The sequence below is a fragment of the Streptomyces sp. NPDC048504 genome (assembly GCF_043200035.1).
Taxonomy (GTDB): Bacteria; Actinomycetota; Actinomycetes; order Streptomycetales; family Streptomycetaceae; genus Streptomyces.
Map to the genome: position 1 here is coordinate 323,126 of NZ_JBICXA010000003.1, position 15,474 is coordinate 338,599.

Below are 15,474 nucleotides of genomic sequence, written 5' to 3' on the forward strand. Positions count from 1 at the left end.
CTCAGCCGGCCAGGCAGGCCGCGCCGAGCAGCACCTTCAAGTCGCCGAACAGCGCCGGGTCGGGCTTCACCCGGTGCTTGTCCAGACGCAGGATCGTGGTCTTGGTCGGGCCCTGGAGCTTGATGCGGACCTCGCTGTCGCCCCGGTGGTGGCTGAGGATCTCACCGAGCCTGCTGACCATGGGCGGGGTGACCCTGGTGGCCGGGATGGTGAGGATCACGGGCGCGTTGGTGCCCGCGTTCGACACGTCCGGGACCTGCATCTCCATCGCGACCAGGCGCGGCACGTCCTCACGCTTGTCGAGACGGCCCTTGACGAACACGATGGTGTCCTCGACGAGTTGGGTCGACACCAGCTGGTAGGTCGCCGGGAAGAACATGCACTCGATGGAGCCCGCGAGGTCCTCGACGGTGGCGATCGCCCAGGCGTTGCCCTGCTTGGTCATCTTGCGCTGGAGGCCCGAGATGATGCCGCCGATGGTGACGACCGCGCCGTCGGCGTGCTCACCTCCGGTGAGCTGGGCGATGCCCGCGTCGGACTTGTCGGACAGCACGTGCTCCAGGCCGAAGAGCGGGTGGTCGGAGACGTACAGACCGAGCATCTCCCGCTCCTGGGCGAGGAGATACGTCTTCTCCCACTCGTCGGTGGTGAACTCCACGTCGAGCCCGAAGCCGGGCTCGCTGGTGTCCTCCTCGCCCATGCCCCCGAAGAGGTCGAACTGCCCCTCGGCCTCCTTGCGCTTGACCGCCACCACGTTGTCGATCATCGGCTCGAAGTGCGCGGTGAGGCCCTTGCGGGTGTGCCCCAGGGTGTCGAACGCACCGGCCTTGATGAGGGATTCCGTGGTCCGCTTGTTGCAGGCGGCGGCCTCGACCTTGTCCAGGTAGTCGGGGAAGGAGCCGTACTTCCCCTTCGCCTTGCGGGACCTGATGATCGAGTCGACCACGTTCGTGCCGACGTTGCGCACGGCCTCCAGGCCGAAGAGGATCACGTCGTCGCCCTGGGCGGCGAAGTTGTGCACCGACTCGTTGACGTTCGGCGGGAGCACCTTGATCTTCATGCGGCGGCACTCGTTGAGGTAGATCGCGGACTTGTCCTTGTCGTCCTTGACCGAGGTGAGCAGCGCCGCCATGTACTCGGCCGGGTAGTTGGCTTTCAGGTAGGCGGTCCAGTACGAGACCAGGCCGTACGCGGCGGAGTGCGCCTTGTTGAACGCGTAGCCGGCGAAGGGGACCAGGACGTCCCACAGGGCCTGGATCGCCTCGTCGCTGTAGCCGTTCTTCTGGGCGCCGGCCTGGAAGATGGTGAAGTTCTTCGCCAGCTCGTCCGGCTTCTTCTTGCCCATCACGCGGCGCAGGATGTCGGCCTCGCCGAGCGAGTAACCAGCGACGATCTGGGCGGCCTTCTGCACCTGCTCCTGGTACACGATCAGGCCGTAGGTCACCGCGAGGACCTCCTCAAGGGGCTCCTCCAGCTCCTTGTGGATCGGGGTGATCTCCTGGCGCTTGTTCTTGCGCTCGGCGTAGTTGATGTGCGAGTTCATGCCCATCGGGCCGGGCCGGTACAGGGCCGAGACGGCGGAGATGTCCTCGAAGTTGTCGGGCTGCATCTGGCGCAGCAGCGAGCGCATCGGGCCGCCGTCGAACTGGAAGACGCCCAACGTGTCGCCGCGGCAGAGGAGTTCGAAGGTCTTGGGGTCGTCCAGCGGGAGGGCGAGCATCTCCAGGTCGATGCCCTTGTTGGACTTCACCATCTTGATGGCGTCGTCCATGATCGTGAGGTTGCGCAGGCCGAGGAAGTCCATCTTCAGCAGGCCGAGCGACTCGCACTGCGGGTAGTCCCACTGCGTGATGGTCACGCCGTCCGTGTGCCGCACCCACACCGGGGCGTGATCGACGATGGGCTCGCTGGACATGATGACGCCGGCCGCGTGCACGCCCATCTGCCGGACCAGGCCCTCGACGCCCTTGGCGGTGTCGATGACCTTCTTGACGTCCGGCTCGTTCTCGTACATCCCGCGGATCTCGCCCGCCTCGCCGTAGCGGGGGTGCTTGGGGTCGGTGATGCCGGAGAGGTCGATGCCCTTGCCGAGGACGTCGGCGGGCATCGCCTTGGTGAGCCGGTCGCCCATCGCGTACGGGTAGCCCAGCACGCGCGCGGAGTCCTTGATGGCGTTCTTGGCCTTGATCTTGCCGTAGGTGCCGATCATGGCGACCTTGTCGGCTCCGTACTTCTCCGTCACGTACCGGATCACCTCGACGCGCCGACGCTCGTCGAAGTCGATGTCGACATCGGGCATGGAGACGCGCTCGGGGTTGAGGAACCGCTCGAAGATCAGGCCGTGCGGGATCGGGTCGAGGTCGGTGATGCCCATGGCGTACGCGACGATCGAACCGGCCGCGGAACCACGGCCGGGGCCCACTGCGATGCCGTTGTTCTTCGCCCACATGATGAAGTCGGCGACCACGAGGAAGTAGCCCGGGAACCCCATCTGGATGATGACGTCCATCTCGTAGTCCGCCTGCTTCTGGCGGTCGTCGGGGATGCCGCCCGGGAAGCGGCGCTCCATGCCGCGGCGGACCTCCTCCTTGAACCAGGTGACCTCAGTGAAGCCGTCCGGGATGTCGAACTTCGGCATGAGGTTCTTCGCCTCGAACATGCCGGAGGTGTCGATCTGTTCGGCGACCAGGAGGGTGTTGCGGCAGCCCTCCTGCCAGGCGTCCGAGGAGTCCACGGCGTACATCTCGTCGGTGGACTTCAGGTAGTAGCCGGTGCCGTCGAAGCGGAAGCGGTCCGGGTCGGAGAGGTTCTTGCCGGTCTGGATGCAGAGCAGGGCGTCGTGGGCGACCGACTCGTGCGCGTACGTGTAGTGCGAGTCGTTCGTCACCAGGGGCGGGATGCCGAGCTTCTTGCCGATGTCCAACAGGCCGTCACGGACCCGGTGTTCGATCTCGATGCCGTGGTCCATCAGCTCCAGGAAGTAACGGTCCTTGCCGAAGATGTCCTGGTACTCGGCGGCGGCCTTCAGTGCCTCGTCGTACTGCCCGAGGCGCAGCCGGGTCTGGAGCTCGCCCGAGGGGCAGCCGGTGGAGGCGATGAGCCCCTCGGACCACTGGGAGATGGTCTCCTTGTCCATGCGCGGCCACTTCTGGAGCCAGCCCTCGGCGTACGCGTCCGACGACAGCTTGAAGAGGTTGTGCAGGCCCGTCTTGTTCGCCGCCCAGATCGTCTTGTGGGTGTAACCACCGGAACCGGAGACGTCGTCGCGCTTCTGGTGCGGCTGGCCCCACTGGATCTTGCGCTTGTTGCGCCGGGACTCGGGGGCGACGTACGCCTCGATGCCGATGATCGGCGTGACGCCCGCCTTCTTCGCCGTGTGGAAGAAGTCGTAGGCCCCGTGCAGGTTGCCGTGGTCGGACATCGCGATATGGGTCATGCCCATCTCGTTGCACGCGTTGAACATGTCCTTCAGCCGCGCGGCACCGTCCAGGAGCGAGTACTGGGTGTGGACATGCAGGTGCGTGAACGGCGGCTTTGACACGGCTTGGCCTCCAGGAGATAGGTGCTTTGGCGCGCAGCGCCTCGTTGAGGGGTGGTGGTCGGGTGGCGGGTGGGCGATCGACAAAGTGCGGCGGACGGTCTGGGGGGACGAGACCGAATCCTATGCCTCGCCACTGACACACGGCGGGCACTCCCGCGTACCTTCAAGCGTTGGAAAGTGACGACAGACCCGTCACAGGTCACGCACCACCCGTACCAGGAGGCACAGAGCGATGTCGGTTCCGCAGCTCAACGACGAGCACCGCGGCGAGGAGATCCTCGCCGTCTTCGACACCGCCTTCGGCGAGCTCCTGGCCGCCGACCCGGCCGCGTTCCGCGTGAAGTTCCGGAAGATGGCAGCCTCGGCGTTCGCGTTCTACCGGGGCACGGCGTGCCTCTTCTACCACGACCTGGACGCCGAGAAGCGGGGCGGCCCATACCTGGACGACCGCACCTCGCGCGTGTGGATCCACGGCGACCTGCACGCCGAGAACTTCGGCACGTACATGGACTCGAACGGCCGCCTGGTCTTCAACGTCAACGACTTCGACGAGGCGTACGTCGGCCCGTTTACCTGGGACCTCAAGCGCTTCGCCGCCTCCGTGGCGCTCATCGGGTACGCGAAGGCACTCAGTGACGAGCAGATCACCGAGCTGGTGCAGGTCTACGCGGGCGCGTACCGCGAGCGGGTGCACGCGCTGGCGACCGGCGCGAAGAGCGACGAGGTGCCGCCGTTCACGCTGGACACGGCCGACGGCCCGCTGCTGGGCGCGCTGCGCACTGCCCGCTCGCTGACCCGCTTCGAGCTGCTGGACTCGATGACGGAGATCCGTGACTTCGAGCGCCGCTTCGCGTCGGGCGGCGGCTCCATCGAGCTGGACGCGGCGACCCGCTACAAGGTCCTCGCGGCCTTCGACGGCTATCTGGAGACGCTCCCCGAGTCCTCCCTGGACCGCCCCGACTCCTACCGCGTGAAGGACGTCGTCGGCCGCCGGGGCATCGGCATCGGCTCGGCCGGACTGCCGTCGTACAACATCCTCCTGGAGGGCAACAGCGACGCCCTGGAGAACGATGTGGTGATCTACATCAAGCAGGCCCAGACGCCGGCCGTCTCGCGGCACATCACGGACGCGGCGATCCGGGACTACTTCCAGCACGAGGGGCACCGCACGGTGATCTCCCAGCGCGCCCTCCAGGCGCACGCGGACCCCTGGCTGGGCTGGACCGAGCTGGGCGGGACCGGGCAGCTGGTCGCCGAGGTGTCGCCGTACGCGGTGGACCTGGACTGGAGCGACATCGACGACCCGGAGGAGATCGCCGCCGTCGTCGCGGACCTGGGGCGGGCCACGGCCACGATGCACGCGGCGGCCGACGACCAGTCCGGCGAGTCCCTGGTGCCGTTCTCCACGGAGCGGGCCATCGACGCGGCGATCGCGGCCGACGAGGACGGCTTCGCGGGCGTGCTCGTCGACTTCGCGCACAGCTACGGCGCTCGCGCGCGTGCCGACCACCAGACCTTCGTCGACCTGTTCCGCAACGGCCGGATTCCGGGTCTGTAACCATCCGTACGCTCACAGGAACCCTTTAGCGGTGCCTTACCGGAGCACGTGACAGACTCTCTCCGCTATGGACATATCCGGGATCCAGCTCAGGGCCGTACGCGCGGCGCTGTTCACGGCACTGGTCGTGACGCTCAGCACCGCGTCGCACGTGCTGCTGTCCCGGGTCCCGCTTCCGCTCGGCACGGTGGCGGCGATCGCCGCCACCGTGTTCGTGATCGCGTACGCGCTCGCGGGCCGCGAGCGCGGCTTCGGCAGGATCGCCGCACTGCTGATCCCGCTGGAGCTGGCCGCCGACACGGTCTTCACCACCGGCCAGCACGCCTGCTACGGCAGGGCGGGCGGCCCGGTCGCCGGACCGCTGCGCTCGGTCGGCCTTGACGTGCTGTGCAGCGGCGGCAGCGTGGGCACCTCGCTGGCCCGGATGACCGACAACCCCCATCAGGCGGCGGCGCTGCTCGCGCACACCGACGCCACCGCCGCCTGGCTGCTGCTCGGCGCGCACATCGGCGTGGGGCTGCTCGCCGCCGCCTATCTGCGCCGCGGCGAGCGCGCGCTCTCCGAACTGCTGCGCGCGGCAACGGCGGTGGGCTTCCGCCCGCTGCTCCTGGCCGTCGCCGCGGTGTCGGGCCGACGCACCGCGCCGGTGCGCCGGCTGCCGCGCGCCACGCACCGCATGGCCACCGCCCGTGAGCGGCTGCTGGTGCACTCCCTGGGACGGCGTGGACCGCCGTGCTCGGTCCTGCCCGCGGTCTGAACACCCCACAGGTACCTGAGCACACATCAGTCCCCCACACGTATTCCGCGTACGACGTGTACGCGTCCCATATGGAGATCACCAACATGAGCAAGCGGAACAGCGCGGCGGCGAAGACGGCGGCCCGTGAGCGGCTGCGCGCCGAGCGCGAACGTCAGGCCAAGCGCGCCAAGGTCAGGCGGCAGCTCATAGTCGCCGCTTCGGTCGTCGGCGTCCTCGCGATAGCCGGCGGCATCGGCTACGCCGTCGTGCAGAACAACAAGCCCACCTACTGGGAGTCGGCGAAGGACGACAAGCTCGTCAAGCCGGCCAACACCACCGGCACCAACGGCACGACGGTCGTCCTCGGCAAGAGCACCGCCAAGAAGACCCTGGTCATGTACGAGGACCCGCGCTGCCCGATCTGCGCCCAGTTCGAGCAGACCGTCGGCTCGACGGTGAAGAGCGACTTCGACGCCGGCAAGTTCAAGATCCAGTACGTCGGCGCCACGTTCATCGACAACAAGGACAACGGCGAGGGCTCCAAGAACGCGCTGAGCGCCATGGGTGCCGCGCTGAACGTCAGCCCCGAGGCGTTCCTCGAATACAAGACCGCGCTCTACTCGACGAAGTACCACCCGGACGAGACGACCGACAAGTTCAAGGACGACTCGTACCTGATCAAGGTCGCCAACACGGTCCCCGCCCTGAAGAACAACGCGGCCTTCCAGAAGGCCGTGAAGGACGGCACCTACGACAAGTGGGCGCTGGACATGTCCGCGACCTTCGACAAGAGCGGGGTGACCGGCACCCCGACCCTGAAGATGGACGGCAAGACGCTGACCGGCTCGGACGGCACGAACGCGCCGATGACGGTGGCCGACTTCACCACGGCGATCACGGCGGCCCTCAAGGCCTGAGCCTTGTTGTAAGACGCCGTTGCAAGACGCGCGGCCGAAGAGCGGGCGAACTTTACGAGTTCGCCCGCTCTCGTTAATACTGATCAGTAACCTGGTCGCTCGTGACCAGTCGATACAGAGCACCCGAGGACGTCAACTCGCCCTCCCCGCGCCGCCGTACGGTCGTCAAGGCCGCGGCCGCCACCGCCGTCCTGGCCGGCCCGCTGATCGCCGCGCTCCCAGCCGGGGCCGCCGCCGAAACTCCTTCCTTCCTGCACGGAGTCGCCTCCGGGGACCCACTCCCGGACGGCGTCCTGCTGTGGACCCGGGTGACACCCACCACCGAGGCGGCCCCCGGCTCCGGGCTCGGCCCGGACACCGAGGTGAGCTGGACGGTAGCCACCGACAAGGCGTTCACGAACGTCGTCTCCCGGGGCTCCCTCACCGCGACCGTCGCCTCAGACCACACCGTCAAGGCCGACATCCGCGGCCTGGCCCCGGCCACCGACTACTGGTTCCGCTTCTCGGCCGGCGGCACCGACTCCCCGGCGGCGCGCACCCGCACCGCGCCGGCGGCGGACGCGACCGTGTCCGGCCTGCGCTTCGGCGTCGTCACCTGCGCCAACTGGGAGGCGGGCTACTTCTCGTCGTACCGCCATCTCGCGGCCCGCAACGACCTGGACGCCTGGCTGCACCTGGGCGACTACATCTACGAGTACAAGTCCGGCGAGTACGCGGCGCGCGGCACGGTCGTACGGCAGCACGCGCCCCTGAACGAGATCATCACGCTCGCCGACTACCGCACCCGGCACGGCAAGTACAAGACCGACCCGGACCTGCAGGCGCTGCACGCCAAGGCGCCGGTCGTGGCGATCTGGGACGACCACGAGTTCGCGGACAACGCCTGGTCGGGCGGCGCGGTGAACCACACCGAGGGCGCCGAAGGCACCTGGACAGCGCGCCAAGCAGCCGCGAAACAGGCGTACTTCGAGTGGATGCCGGTCCGCCCGGCGATCGCGGGCACCACCTACCGCCGTCTGCGCTTCGGCAAGCTCGCGGATCTCTCGCTCCTCGACCTGCGCTCCTTCCGTTCGCAGCAGGCGGGTTCGGGCAGCGGCGCGGTCGACGACCCGGACCGTACGATCACGGGACGCGCCCAACTCGACTGGCTGAAGGCGGGGTTGAAGGCGTCGGACACCAAGTGGCGGCTGGTCGGCAACTCGGTGATGATCGCGCCGTTCGTCATCGGCTCACTCACCGCCGACCTGCTCAAGCCGCTCGCCAAGCTGCTGGACCTGCCGCAGGACGGCATAGGCGTCAACACCGACCAGTGGGACGGCTACACCGACGACCGCCGTGAACTCCTCGCCCATCTGCGCTCGAACGCGATCGGCAACACGGTGTTCCTCACTGGCGACATCCACATGGCCTGGGCCAACGACGTGCCGGTGGACGCCGGGACGTACCCGCTCTCGCCGTCCGCGGCGACGGAGTTCGTGATCACCTCGGTGACCTCGGACAACCTCGACGACATAGTGAAGGTGCCCGAGGGCACGGTCTCCGCGCTCGCCGCACCGCTCATCGAGCTCGCCAACCGGCACGTCCACTGGGTCGACACGGACCGCCACGGCTACGGCGTCCTCGACATCACGGCCGACCGGGCGCAGATGGACTACTACGTCCTGTCCGACCGCACCTCGGCGACCGCGACCTCGTCCTGGGAGCGGTCGTACCGGACGCGGACCGGCACGCAGAAGGTGGAGCGCACGTACGACCCGGTGTAGTCACAGCGTTTCGAGGAAACCGAGAGCCACCCGCCAGGTGGCCTCGGCGGCCTCCTCGTCGTAGTCCGGGAGGTCGGGGTCGGTGTACAGGTGGCCGGCTCCGGCGTACCGGTAGATCTCGACGTCGGCGCCGGCCCTGCCCATCTGCAGGTACCAGGAGCTGAGCCAGTCGTCGGTCTCGAACTGGTCCGGCTCGGCGACGTGCAGTTGGACCGGCAGATCGTCGACGGAGGCGTTGGCCGCGATGTCCGAGGTGCCGTGCAGGAGGAGCAGTCCGCGGGCCTTCTCGTCGCCGAGGGCGAGGGTCTGCGCGACGGAGGCGCCGAGCGAGAACCCGGCGTAGACGAGACCGCGCTCGGAGTACGGGGCGGCGGCCAGCACGGCCCGCTTCAGCAGCTCGTCCTTGCCGATCCCGTCGTTGAAGGCCATGCCCTCCTCGACCGTCTCGAACGTATGCCCCTCGAAGAGGTCCGGGGTCCACACCTCGTGGCCCGCCGCGCGCAGCCGCTCGGCGGCGTCGCGTACCGCCGGCCGGAGACCGTACGTGGAGTGGAAGAGCATGATGTTCATGAAGCCATCGTGCCAGTACGGTCGGACACATGGAGAACGTACTGCGCCCGCTGATCGTCATCGGCGGCTCCGTCGTCCTCACGCTGCTCATCGGCTGGGTCACCGACCTGCTGCTGCGCAAGGCGGACGCCCGGCACGACGACACCACGCTGTGGGGCCAGCTGCGCCGGGGCCGCGTGCCCTACCAACTGCTGCTCTGCGCCGCCTTCCTCAGAGGCTCCTACGACCAGGCCGAACTGCTGGAGGAACACCGGGTCGGCATCGGCCAGACCCTGACCCTGGTGCTGATCGGCGCCACCGCCTGGCTGATGATCAGGGTCGCGGCGGCGATCGTCGAGTCGTCGTACGCGCGCTACGCCCGCGCCTCCCACAATGCGGCCCGGGTCCGCCGGGTCCGCACCCAGGTGACGCTGATCACGCGGGTGGTCGCCGCGATCGTGGGTGTGGTGGCGGTCGCCGCGATGCTGCTGACGTTCCCGGCGATGCGCGCGGCCGGCGCGTCCCTGCTGGCCTCGGCGGGCGTCCTGGGCATCGTCGCCGGTGTCGCCGCCCAGTCGACGCTCGCCAACCTCTTCGCGGGACTGCAGATCGCCTTCGGCGACATGGTCCGCATCGGCGACACCGTGGTCGTGGACGGCGAGTGGGGCACGATCGAGGAGATCACCCTGACCTTCCTGACGGTACGCACCTGGGACGAGCGCCGGATCACCATGCCGGTGTCGTACTTCACGTCCAAACCCTTCGAGAACTGGTCCCGCGGCACCCCCCAGATGACCGGCATCGTCTACTTCCAGGTGGACCACTCGGCCCCGGTCGACGCGATGCGCACGCAACTCCGCGAAATCCTCCGAGCCTGCCCGGCCTGGGACGGCCGCAGCTACGGCCTCGTCGTCACGGACACCACCCCGAACACGATGGAGGTCCGGGCCCTGGTCACGGCAAAGGACGCGGACGACATCTGGACGGTACGGGTCACCGTCCGCGAACAGATGATCCGCTGGCTGTACACGGAGCATCCGTACGCCCTCCCCCGCGTCAGCACGGCGGACGCGGCGCCGATCCCGGGCGAGGATCCGTCGCCCAACGGCGGTGCTTCCCGCTCGGCTCACGAGCCTCCGGGGGGCAACCGAGGCTGAGGGCGCGGCGGCCGGCTGACTGCCGTCGGCTACGGCTCGAATTGCCCACCCACGCACCACCTGTTCACCGTCGGTTGAGGGGTGGGCGTCTGCCGCTGGGGTGTGGCGCCGCCGGCGGCTGCTGGCTCTGTGGCCTCAACGTCCTTGCCGGGCAGGGCTGTTGATCGGGGTGGGGAAGTCGCGAGGTGATCGGGAGCGGCCGGGGGTGAGCGGCTCCGGGTACCTCAACGCCCATGCCGGGGCACGCCGTTGAACCGGGCGCCCTTCGAAGCGAGCGGGACCCGGCTACGGCTACGGCTACGGCTACGGCTACGGCTACGGCTGAGCAACTCCGGACACCGTAACGCCCGCGCACAGCCCCGCCATTGACTCGGACGACTTGTAAGGCGAGCGGAACCTGGCGGCCGACGAGACCAGCCGGCCCGAGGTCGCAACGCCCATGCCCGGCGAGAACCCTCCCCGCCCCGCACGCCCGAGCCCGAGCCGAGGCCGGTGTGCCCGACGTCTCAACCCCCGCGCACGGCACCGCCGTTGACCGGAACCAAACCCCGGCCAGTCAGCCCCAGCCCCTCAACGCCCGCGCTCAGCCCCGCCATTGACCTGAATCACCTGCGAAGTCACATGCCCGGCGGCCGGGGACGCGAGCCAGTGCAAGGTCGCGGCGACATCCCCCGGGGTGCCGGCCCGCCCGGTCGACGTATCGTTGATGAGCCGTTCACGCCGGGCGGGATCGATCTGCGGCCCGAAGAACTCGGTGTCCTCGATGTACCCGGGCGCGACCACGTTCACGGTGATGCCGCGCGGGCCGAGATCCCGGGCCAGGTCATGGGCGTACGGATGCAACGCGGCCTTGGCCCCGCCGTACGCCCCGCTCCCCGAACCCCGGTACGCGGCGATGGAGCTCACGAACAGCACCCGCCCGCCCGGCTCCGCGAGCCGCGGCTTCAGCGCCTCGGTGAGCAGCGCGGCGCTCAGGGTGTTGATCCGGAAGTTGACCGTCCAGTCGTGCGCGACGCGGTCCAGCGGGTCACTGCTCACGCTCCCCGGCTCCAACGCCCCGGTACCGCCCGCGCCGTGCACCAGCACATCCACGGTGCCGAACTCCTCGGCGACGAACCGCCCGACCCCACGCACGACTTCGGGCTCACTCAGGTCCCCGGCGTACGTCAACGCCCCCGGCACCTCGGCCTTCTCCAGCACCTCGCGCCGTCGCCCGAGGAGCAACACCCGATCCCCGTCACCCGCGAAGACACGCGCCGCGGCGAGCCCAATTCCCGTACCGCCACCACTGATTACAACGTTGCGAGCCATGGGACGAGCCTACAAAGAGGGCAAGGGCGAGCACGAGCCAATTCGACCGGCGGCCGCCAACGGCGCCGAGCCCTCACGGGAAACGTCCACCCTTCAATCGCCCGTAAACGGGCGGCGCGTGGGTGGGCAAGCACTCACCTCAAGCTACGGACATCCAGATGCCGAAGCACCCGGTCCACGATCTCCGGATCCGCCCCGGGTTCACTCCGCGCCGCAAGCACCTCATGCCGGGCCGCGCTCATCATCTCCCCCTGGATCCGCCGCATCCGCTTCACCCGCTTCACCCGCTTCTCGTACACCTCCCGCCGCTCCCCGTCCCCCACCTCGGGAGAGATCCGCACCCCGATGTCGAACGCCCGCCGCAACAACTGCTCGGACACCTCCTCCGGCAGCTCCTCGACATCCTCGATCTCCCGCAGCCTCCGCTTCGCGGCCTTCGCCGCCCGCACCGCCAGCTCCTTCTCGAACGCCTTCTCACTGTCGATGTCGGCCCGCACCCCGAGCCGCTTCACCAGCCACGGCAACGTGAGCCCCTGAAGCACCAGCGTCGCCATGATCACCCCGAACGCGATGAACACGATCTCGTCCCGGTCCGGGAACGCCGACCCGTCGTCCATGGTCAGCGGAATCGCCAGCGCCAGGGCCACGGACGCCACCCCGCGCATCCCCGCCCACCACATGATCACGGTCTCCCGCCAGGACGTCGGGATCTCCTCGTCGTAGTCCCGCTTGGCGTGCAGCCGTTTCGTCAGCCAGGTCGCCGGCAGCAACCACGCCAGCCGTACGACCACCACGACTCCGACGATCGCGGCGGCCCAGCCGAGCATCTCGCCCCACCGCCCGGACGCCGTACGGATCGCGTTGTGCAGTTCGAGCCCGATGAGCCCGAACGCGACCCCCGTCACCAGCGTGTCCACCACGTCCCACACGGTCGCCCCGGCGAGCCGCGTCAGCACGTCGTCGGCGCCGAGCGAGTACTCGGCCAGGAACAGCGCGGTGGTGAGCACCGCGAGCACCCCGGACCCATGCAGCTCGTCGGCCAGGACGTACGAGGCGTACGGCACCAGCAGCGTCAGCCCGATCTGCAGCGTGGCGTCGTCGAGAGCCGACATCAGCTTGTTCGTGGCCCACCCCAGGGCCACTCCGACCACTACGGCGACGACGGCGGACAGCACGAAGTCGAGCCCGGCACGCCAGAAGTCGAAGCTCCCGCTGACGGCGGCGGCAATCGCGACGTGGTAGAGCACGATGGCCGTCACGTCGTTGAAGAGACCCTCGCCCTCCAGGATCGACACCAGCCGCCGCGGCAGCCCGAGTTGCCCCGCGACGGCGGTCGCGGCGACCGGGTCGGGCGGCGCCACCAGCGCGCCGAGCGCCACGGCGGCCGCGATCGGCAGCCCCGGCACGATCGCGCTCGCGACGGCGGCCACGGCGAGGGTGGTGACGAACACCAGCGCCACGGCCAGCAGGAAGATGGGCCGGATGTTGGCCGTGAACTGCCGCCAGGAGGTGCGCCGTACGGCCGCGTACAGCAGCGGTGGCAGCAGCAGGGGCAGGATCAGTTCGGGCGGGACGTTCACGTTCGGCACGAAGTCGGCCACCGCGAGGACTATCCCGAGGAGCGTCACGAGCACCGGCGCCGGCAGACCGAACCGGTCCCCCAGCGGGACGCTCACCACGGCCCCGAGCAACAGGACGAACAAAAGGGCCAATTGATCCACGGTCAGGGCTCCGGCGGGATCTCGACGTTCACACAACGGACGCCCAAGCCTGCCACGCCGCCTACCCCACCAGCTCTTTCGACGCCCGTCGGTCGCGGAAGCCGGTTACAACGCGCGCCGCATCGCCAGGTGCGGAATACCGGCGTCCGCGAACTCCAGACCGTACGCCTCGTAGCCGAGCCGCTCGTAGAACCCAAGGGCATGCGTCTGCGCATGCAGGTCTACGGCGGCGAGCCCACGCGCGCGTGCCGCGTCCTCGATGGCCCGCACCAGCGCGACCCCGACCCCGAGCCCCCGCGCCTCCTTCGTGACGGCCAGCCGCCCCAGGGACCCCACGGCCGGGTCCCCGCCGGTCTTCGCCGCGGCCGCCTCGCCGTACAACAGCCGCCCGGTCCCGAGCGGCACCCCGTCCTCACGCACGGCCAGCACATGCGTCGCTACGGCGTCGTACGCGTCGTACTCGATCTCCTGGGGCACGCCCTGCTCGACGACGAAGACGTCCTTGCGCACCGCGAAGCAGGCCTCACGGTCGGCCGGGTCCTCGGCGACGCGCACCGCGTACGACGTCGGACTCATGCGTAGGTCTCCTCGCGCACCAGGTCGAGGGCCTGCTGGAGGTCGTCCGGGTAGCCGCTCTCGAACTCGACCCACTGGCCGTCGGCGGGGTGCTCGAACCCGAGCCGGACCGCGTGCAGCCACTGGCGGGTCAGGCGCAGCCGCTTGGCGAGCGTCGGGTCGGCGCCGTAGGTCAGGTCGCCCACGCACGGGTGGCGGTGGGCCGCCATGTGCACGCGGATCTGGTGGGTGCGGCCGGTCTCCAGCTTCACGTCGAGCAGCGAGGCCGCGCGGAACGCCTCGATGAGGTCGTAGTGCGTGACGGACGGCTTGCCCTCGGCGGTGACCGCCCACTTGTAGTCGTGGTTCGGGTGGCGGCCGATGGGGGCGTCGATGGTGCCGCTGGTCGGGTCCGGGTGGCCCTGGACCAGCGTGTGGTAGCGCTTGTCGACCGTGCGCTCCTTGAACTGGCGCTTCAGGGAGGTGTACGCCCGCTCCGACTTGGCGACGACCATCAGGCCGGACGTGCCGACGTCGAGGCGGTGCACGATGCCCTGGCGCTCGGCGGCACCGGACGTCGAGATGCGGTACCCGGCGGCGGCCAGGCCGCCGATGACGGTCGTCCCGGCCCAGCCGGGGCTGGGGTGGGCGGCGACGCCGACCGGCTTGACGATCACGATCACGTCATCGTCGTCGTAGACGATCTCCATGCCCTCGACGGGCTCGGCGACGATCTGCACGGGCGCGGGCGCCTGCGGCATCTCGACCTCCAGCCAGGCCCCGCCGTGCACCCGCTCGGACTTCCCGACCACCGAGCCGTCGACCGTGACCTTCCCCGCCGCGGCCAGCTCGGCGGCCTTCGTACGGGAGAAGCCGAACATGCGGGAGATGGCGGCGTCGACACGCTCGCCCTCCAGGCCGTCGGGCACGGGCAGGTTTCGGATCTCGGGAACTGTGCTCACTCGGTCGAGTATGCCGGACGGGTCCGACACCGCCTTACCCGAGCCGAGGCGCTCAGTCCTTGTGGACGGTGCCGTCCGGGTCCAGGCCGCGGAAGGAGAGCAGCACGATCAGGATGCCGCCGCACACGATCGCCGAGTCGGCGAGGTTGAAGACGGCGAAGCCCTTGGGCGCGATGAAGTCGACGACCTCGCCCTGGAAGATGCCCGGCGAACGGAAGATCCGGTCGGTGAGGTTGCCGAGCGCACCGCCCAGCAGCAGCCCGAGCGCGATGGCCCACGGCAGGCTGTAGAGCTTGCGGGCCAGCCGGGCGATCACCACGATCACCGCGGCCGCGATCATCGTGAAGATGACCGTGAAGGCCGCGCCGAACCCGAAGGCCGCGCCGGGGTTGCGGATCGCGTGGAACTCCAGCCAGTCCCCGAAGACCTCGATCGGCGCGTGGTGCTCCAGCTTGGCGACCACGAGCAGCTTGCTGACCAGGTCGAGGGTGTACGCGAAGGCGGCCACCACGAACAGGACGGCGATCCGGCGCTTTCCCCTGCGGGGCGCGGTGTCGCCCTGTTCCGGCTCGGCCCCCGCCGCCTCTGGGGTATCCGGCGTACCGATGATGCGCTCCGCCTCTGCCACGTGAGTCCCTCGAACCTAGGTACCTGACTGAGGAAGAGGGTACGGCACACCTCTCGGCACCCTCAGTACCGGC

The 15,474-nt window shown here is 69.3% G+C and carries 12 protein-coding genes; 5 read left to right on the forward strand and 7 right to left on the reverse strand.

What is annotated here, in order from left to right; all coding sequences use genetic code 11:
* Position 1: 1 nt before the first annotated feature.
* Complete coding sequence (gene dnaE, locus ACGFY9_RS09235; protein ID WP_393753107.1) at positions 2-3,541, reverse strand: DNA polymerase III subunit alpha; 3,540 nt, start codon at positions 3,539-3,541, stop codon at positions 2-4.
* A gap of 232 nt (positions 3,542-3,773) precedes the next feature.
* On the opposite strand from dnaE, the gene ACGFY9_RS09240 reads away from it, so the two are divergent.
* The 4 genes from ACGFY9_RS09240 to ACGFY9_RS09255 all read left to right on the forward strand — a co-directional run bounded on the left by ACGFY9_RS09240 (position 3,774) and on the right by ACGFY9_RS09255 (position 8,518).
* Positions 3,774-5,099 carry a DUF2252 domain-containing protein gene (locus tag ACGFY9_RS09240; protein ID WP_318015764.1) on the forward strand — a complete coding sequence of 442 codons (1,326 nt, stop codon included), beginning with the start codon at positions 3,774-3,776 and terminating at the stop codon, positions 5,097-5,099.
* Between the two features lie 67 nt (positions 5,100-5,166).
* Positions 5,167-5,856: a hypothetical protein gene (locus ACGFY9_RS09245; protein WP_393753108.1), complete on the forward strand. Its 690-nt coding sequence runs from the start codon at positions 5,167-5,169 to the stop codon at positions 5,854-5,856.
* Positions 5,857-5,942: 86 nt separating this feature from the next.
* Complete coding sequence (locus ACGFY9_RS09250; protein WP_393753109.1) at positions 5,943-6,755, forward strand: thioredoxin domain-containing protein; 813 nt, start codon at positions 5,943-5,945, stop codon at positions 6,753-6,755.
* Positions 6,756-6,856: 101 nt separating this feature from the next.
* Positions 6,857-8,518 carry an alkaline phosphatase D family protein gene (locus tag ACGFY9_RS09255; protein WP_393753110.1) on the forward strand — a complete coding sequence of 554 codons (1,662 nt, stop codon included), beginning with the start codon at positions 6,857-6,859 and terminating at the stop codon, positions 8,516-8,518.
* Here the strand turns inward: ACGFY9_RS09255 and ACGFY9_RS09260 are convergent, their stop codons facing one another.
* Positions 8,519-9,088: a dienelactone hydrolase family protein gene (locus ACGFY9_RS09260; protein WP_393753111.1), complete on the reverse strand. Its 570-nt coding sequence runs from the start codon at positions 9,086-9,088 to the stop codon at positions 8,519-8,521.
* Between the two features lie 29 nt (positions 9,089-9,117).
* On the opposite strand from ACGFY9_RS09260, the gene ACGFY9_RS09265 reads away from it, so the two are divergent.
* On the forward strand, positions 9,118-10,224 hold the full coding sequence (locus ACGFY9_RS09265; protein WP_393753112.1) for a mechanosensitive ion channel family protein: 1,107 nt from the start codon (positions 9,118-9,120) through the stop codon (positions 10,222-10,224).
* Between the two features lie 570 nt (positions 10,225-10,794).
* On the opposite strand, the gene ACGFY9_RS09270 is transcribed toward ACGFY9_RS09265, so the two are convergent.
* The 5 genes from ACGFY9_RS09270 to lspA form a co-directional block, all read right to left on the reverse strand.
* Positions 10,795-11,535, reverse strand: coding sequence for an SDR family NAD(P)-dependent oxidoreductase (locus tag ACGFY9_RS09270; protein WP_393753113.1), 741 nt, complete (start codon positions 11,533-11,535; stop codon positions 10,795-10,797).
* A gap of 134 nt (positions 11,536-11,669) precedes the next feature.
* Entirely contained in the window at positions 11,670-13,256 is a 1,587-nt protein-coding gene (locus tag ACGFY9_RS09275) for a Na+/H+ antiporter (RefSeq protein ID WP_393753114.1), read from the reverse strand.
* A gap of 105 nt (positions 13,257-13,361) precedes the next feature.
* Complete coding sequence (locus tag ACGFY9_RS09280) at positions 13,362-13,832, reverse strand: GNAT family N-acetyltransferase (RefSeq protein WP_393753115.1); 471 nt, start codon at positions 13,830-13,832, stop codon at positions 13,362-13,364.
* Positions 13,829-14,773, reverse strand: coding sequence for an RluA family pseudouridine synthase (locus ACGFY9_RS09285; protein WP_393753116.1), 945 nt, complete (start codon positions 14,771-14,773; stop codon positions 13,829-13,831). Before ACGFY9_RS09285 ends, ACGFY9_RS09280 begins: the two co-directional genes overlap by 4 nt.
* A gap of 52 nt (positions 14,774-14,825) precedes the next feature.
* A complete protein-coding gene (lspA, locus tag ACGFY9_RS09290; RefSeq protein WP_393753117.1) occupies positions 14,826-15,401 on the reverse strand; it encodes a signal peptidase II in 576 nt (191 codons plus the stop codon).
* Between the last annotated feature and the right edge of the window lie 73 nt (positions 15,402-15,474).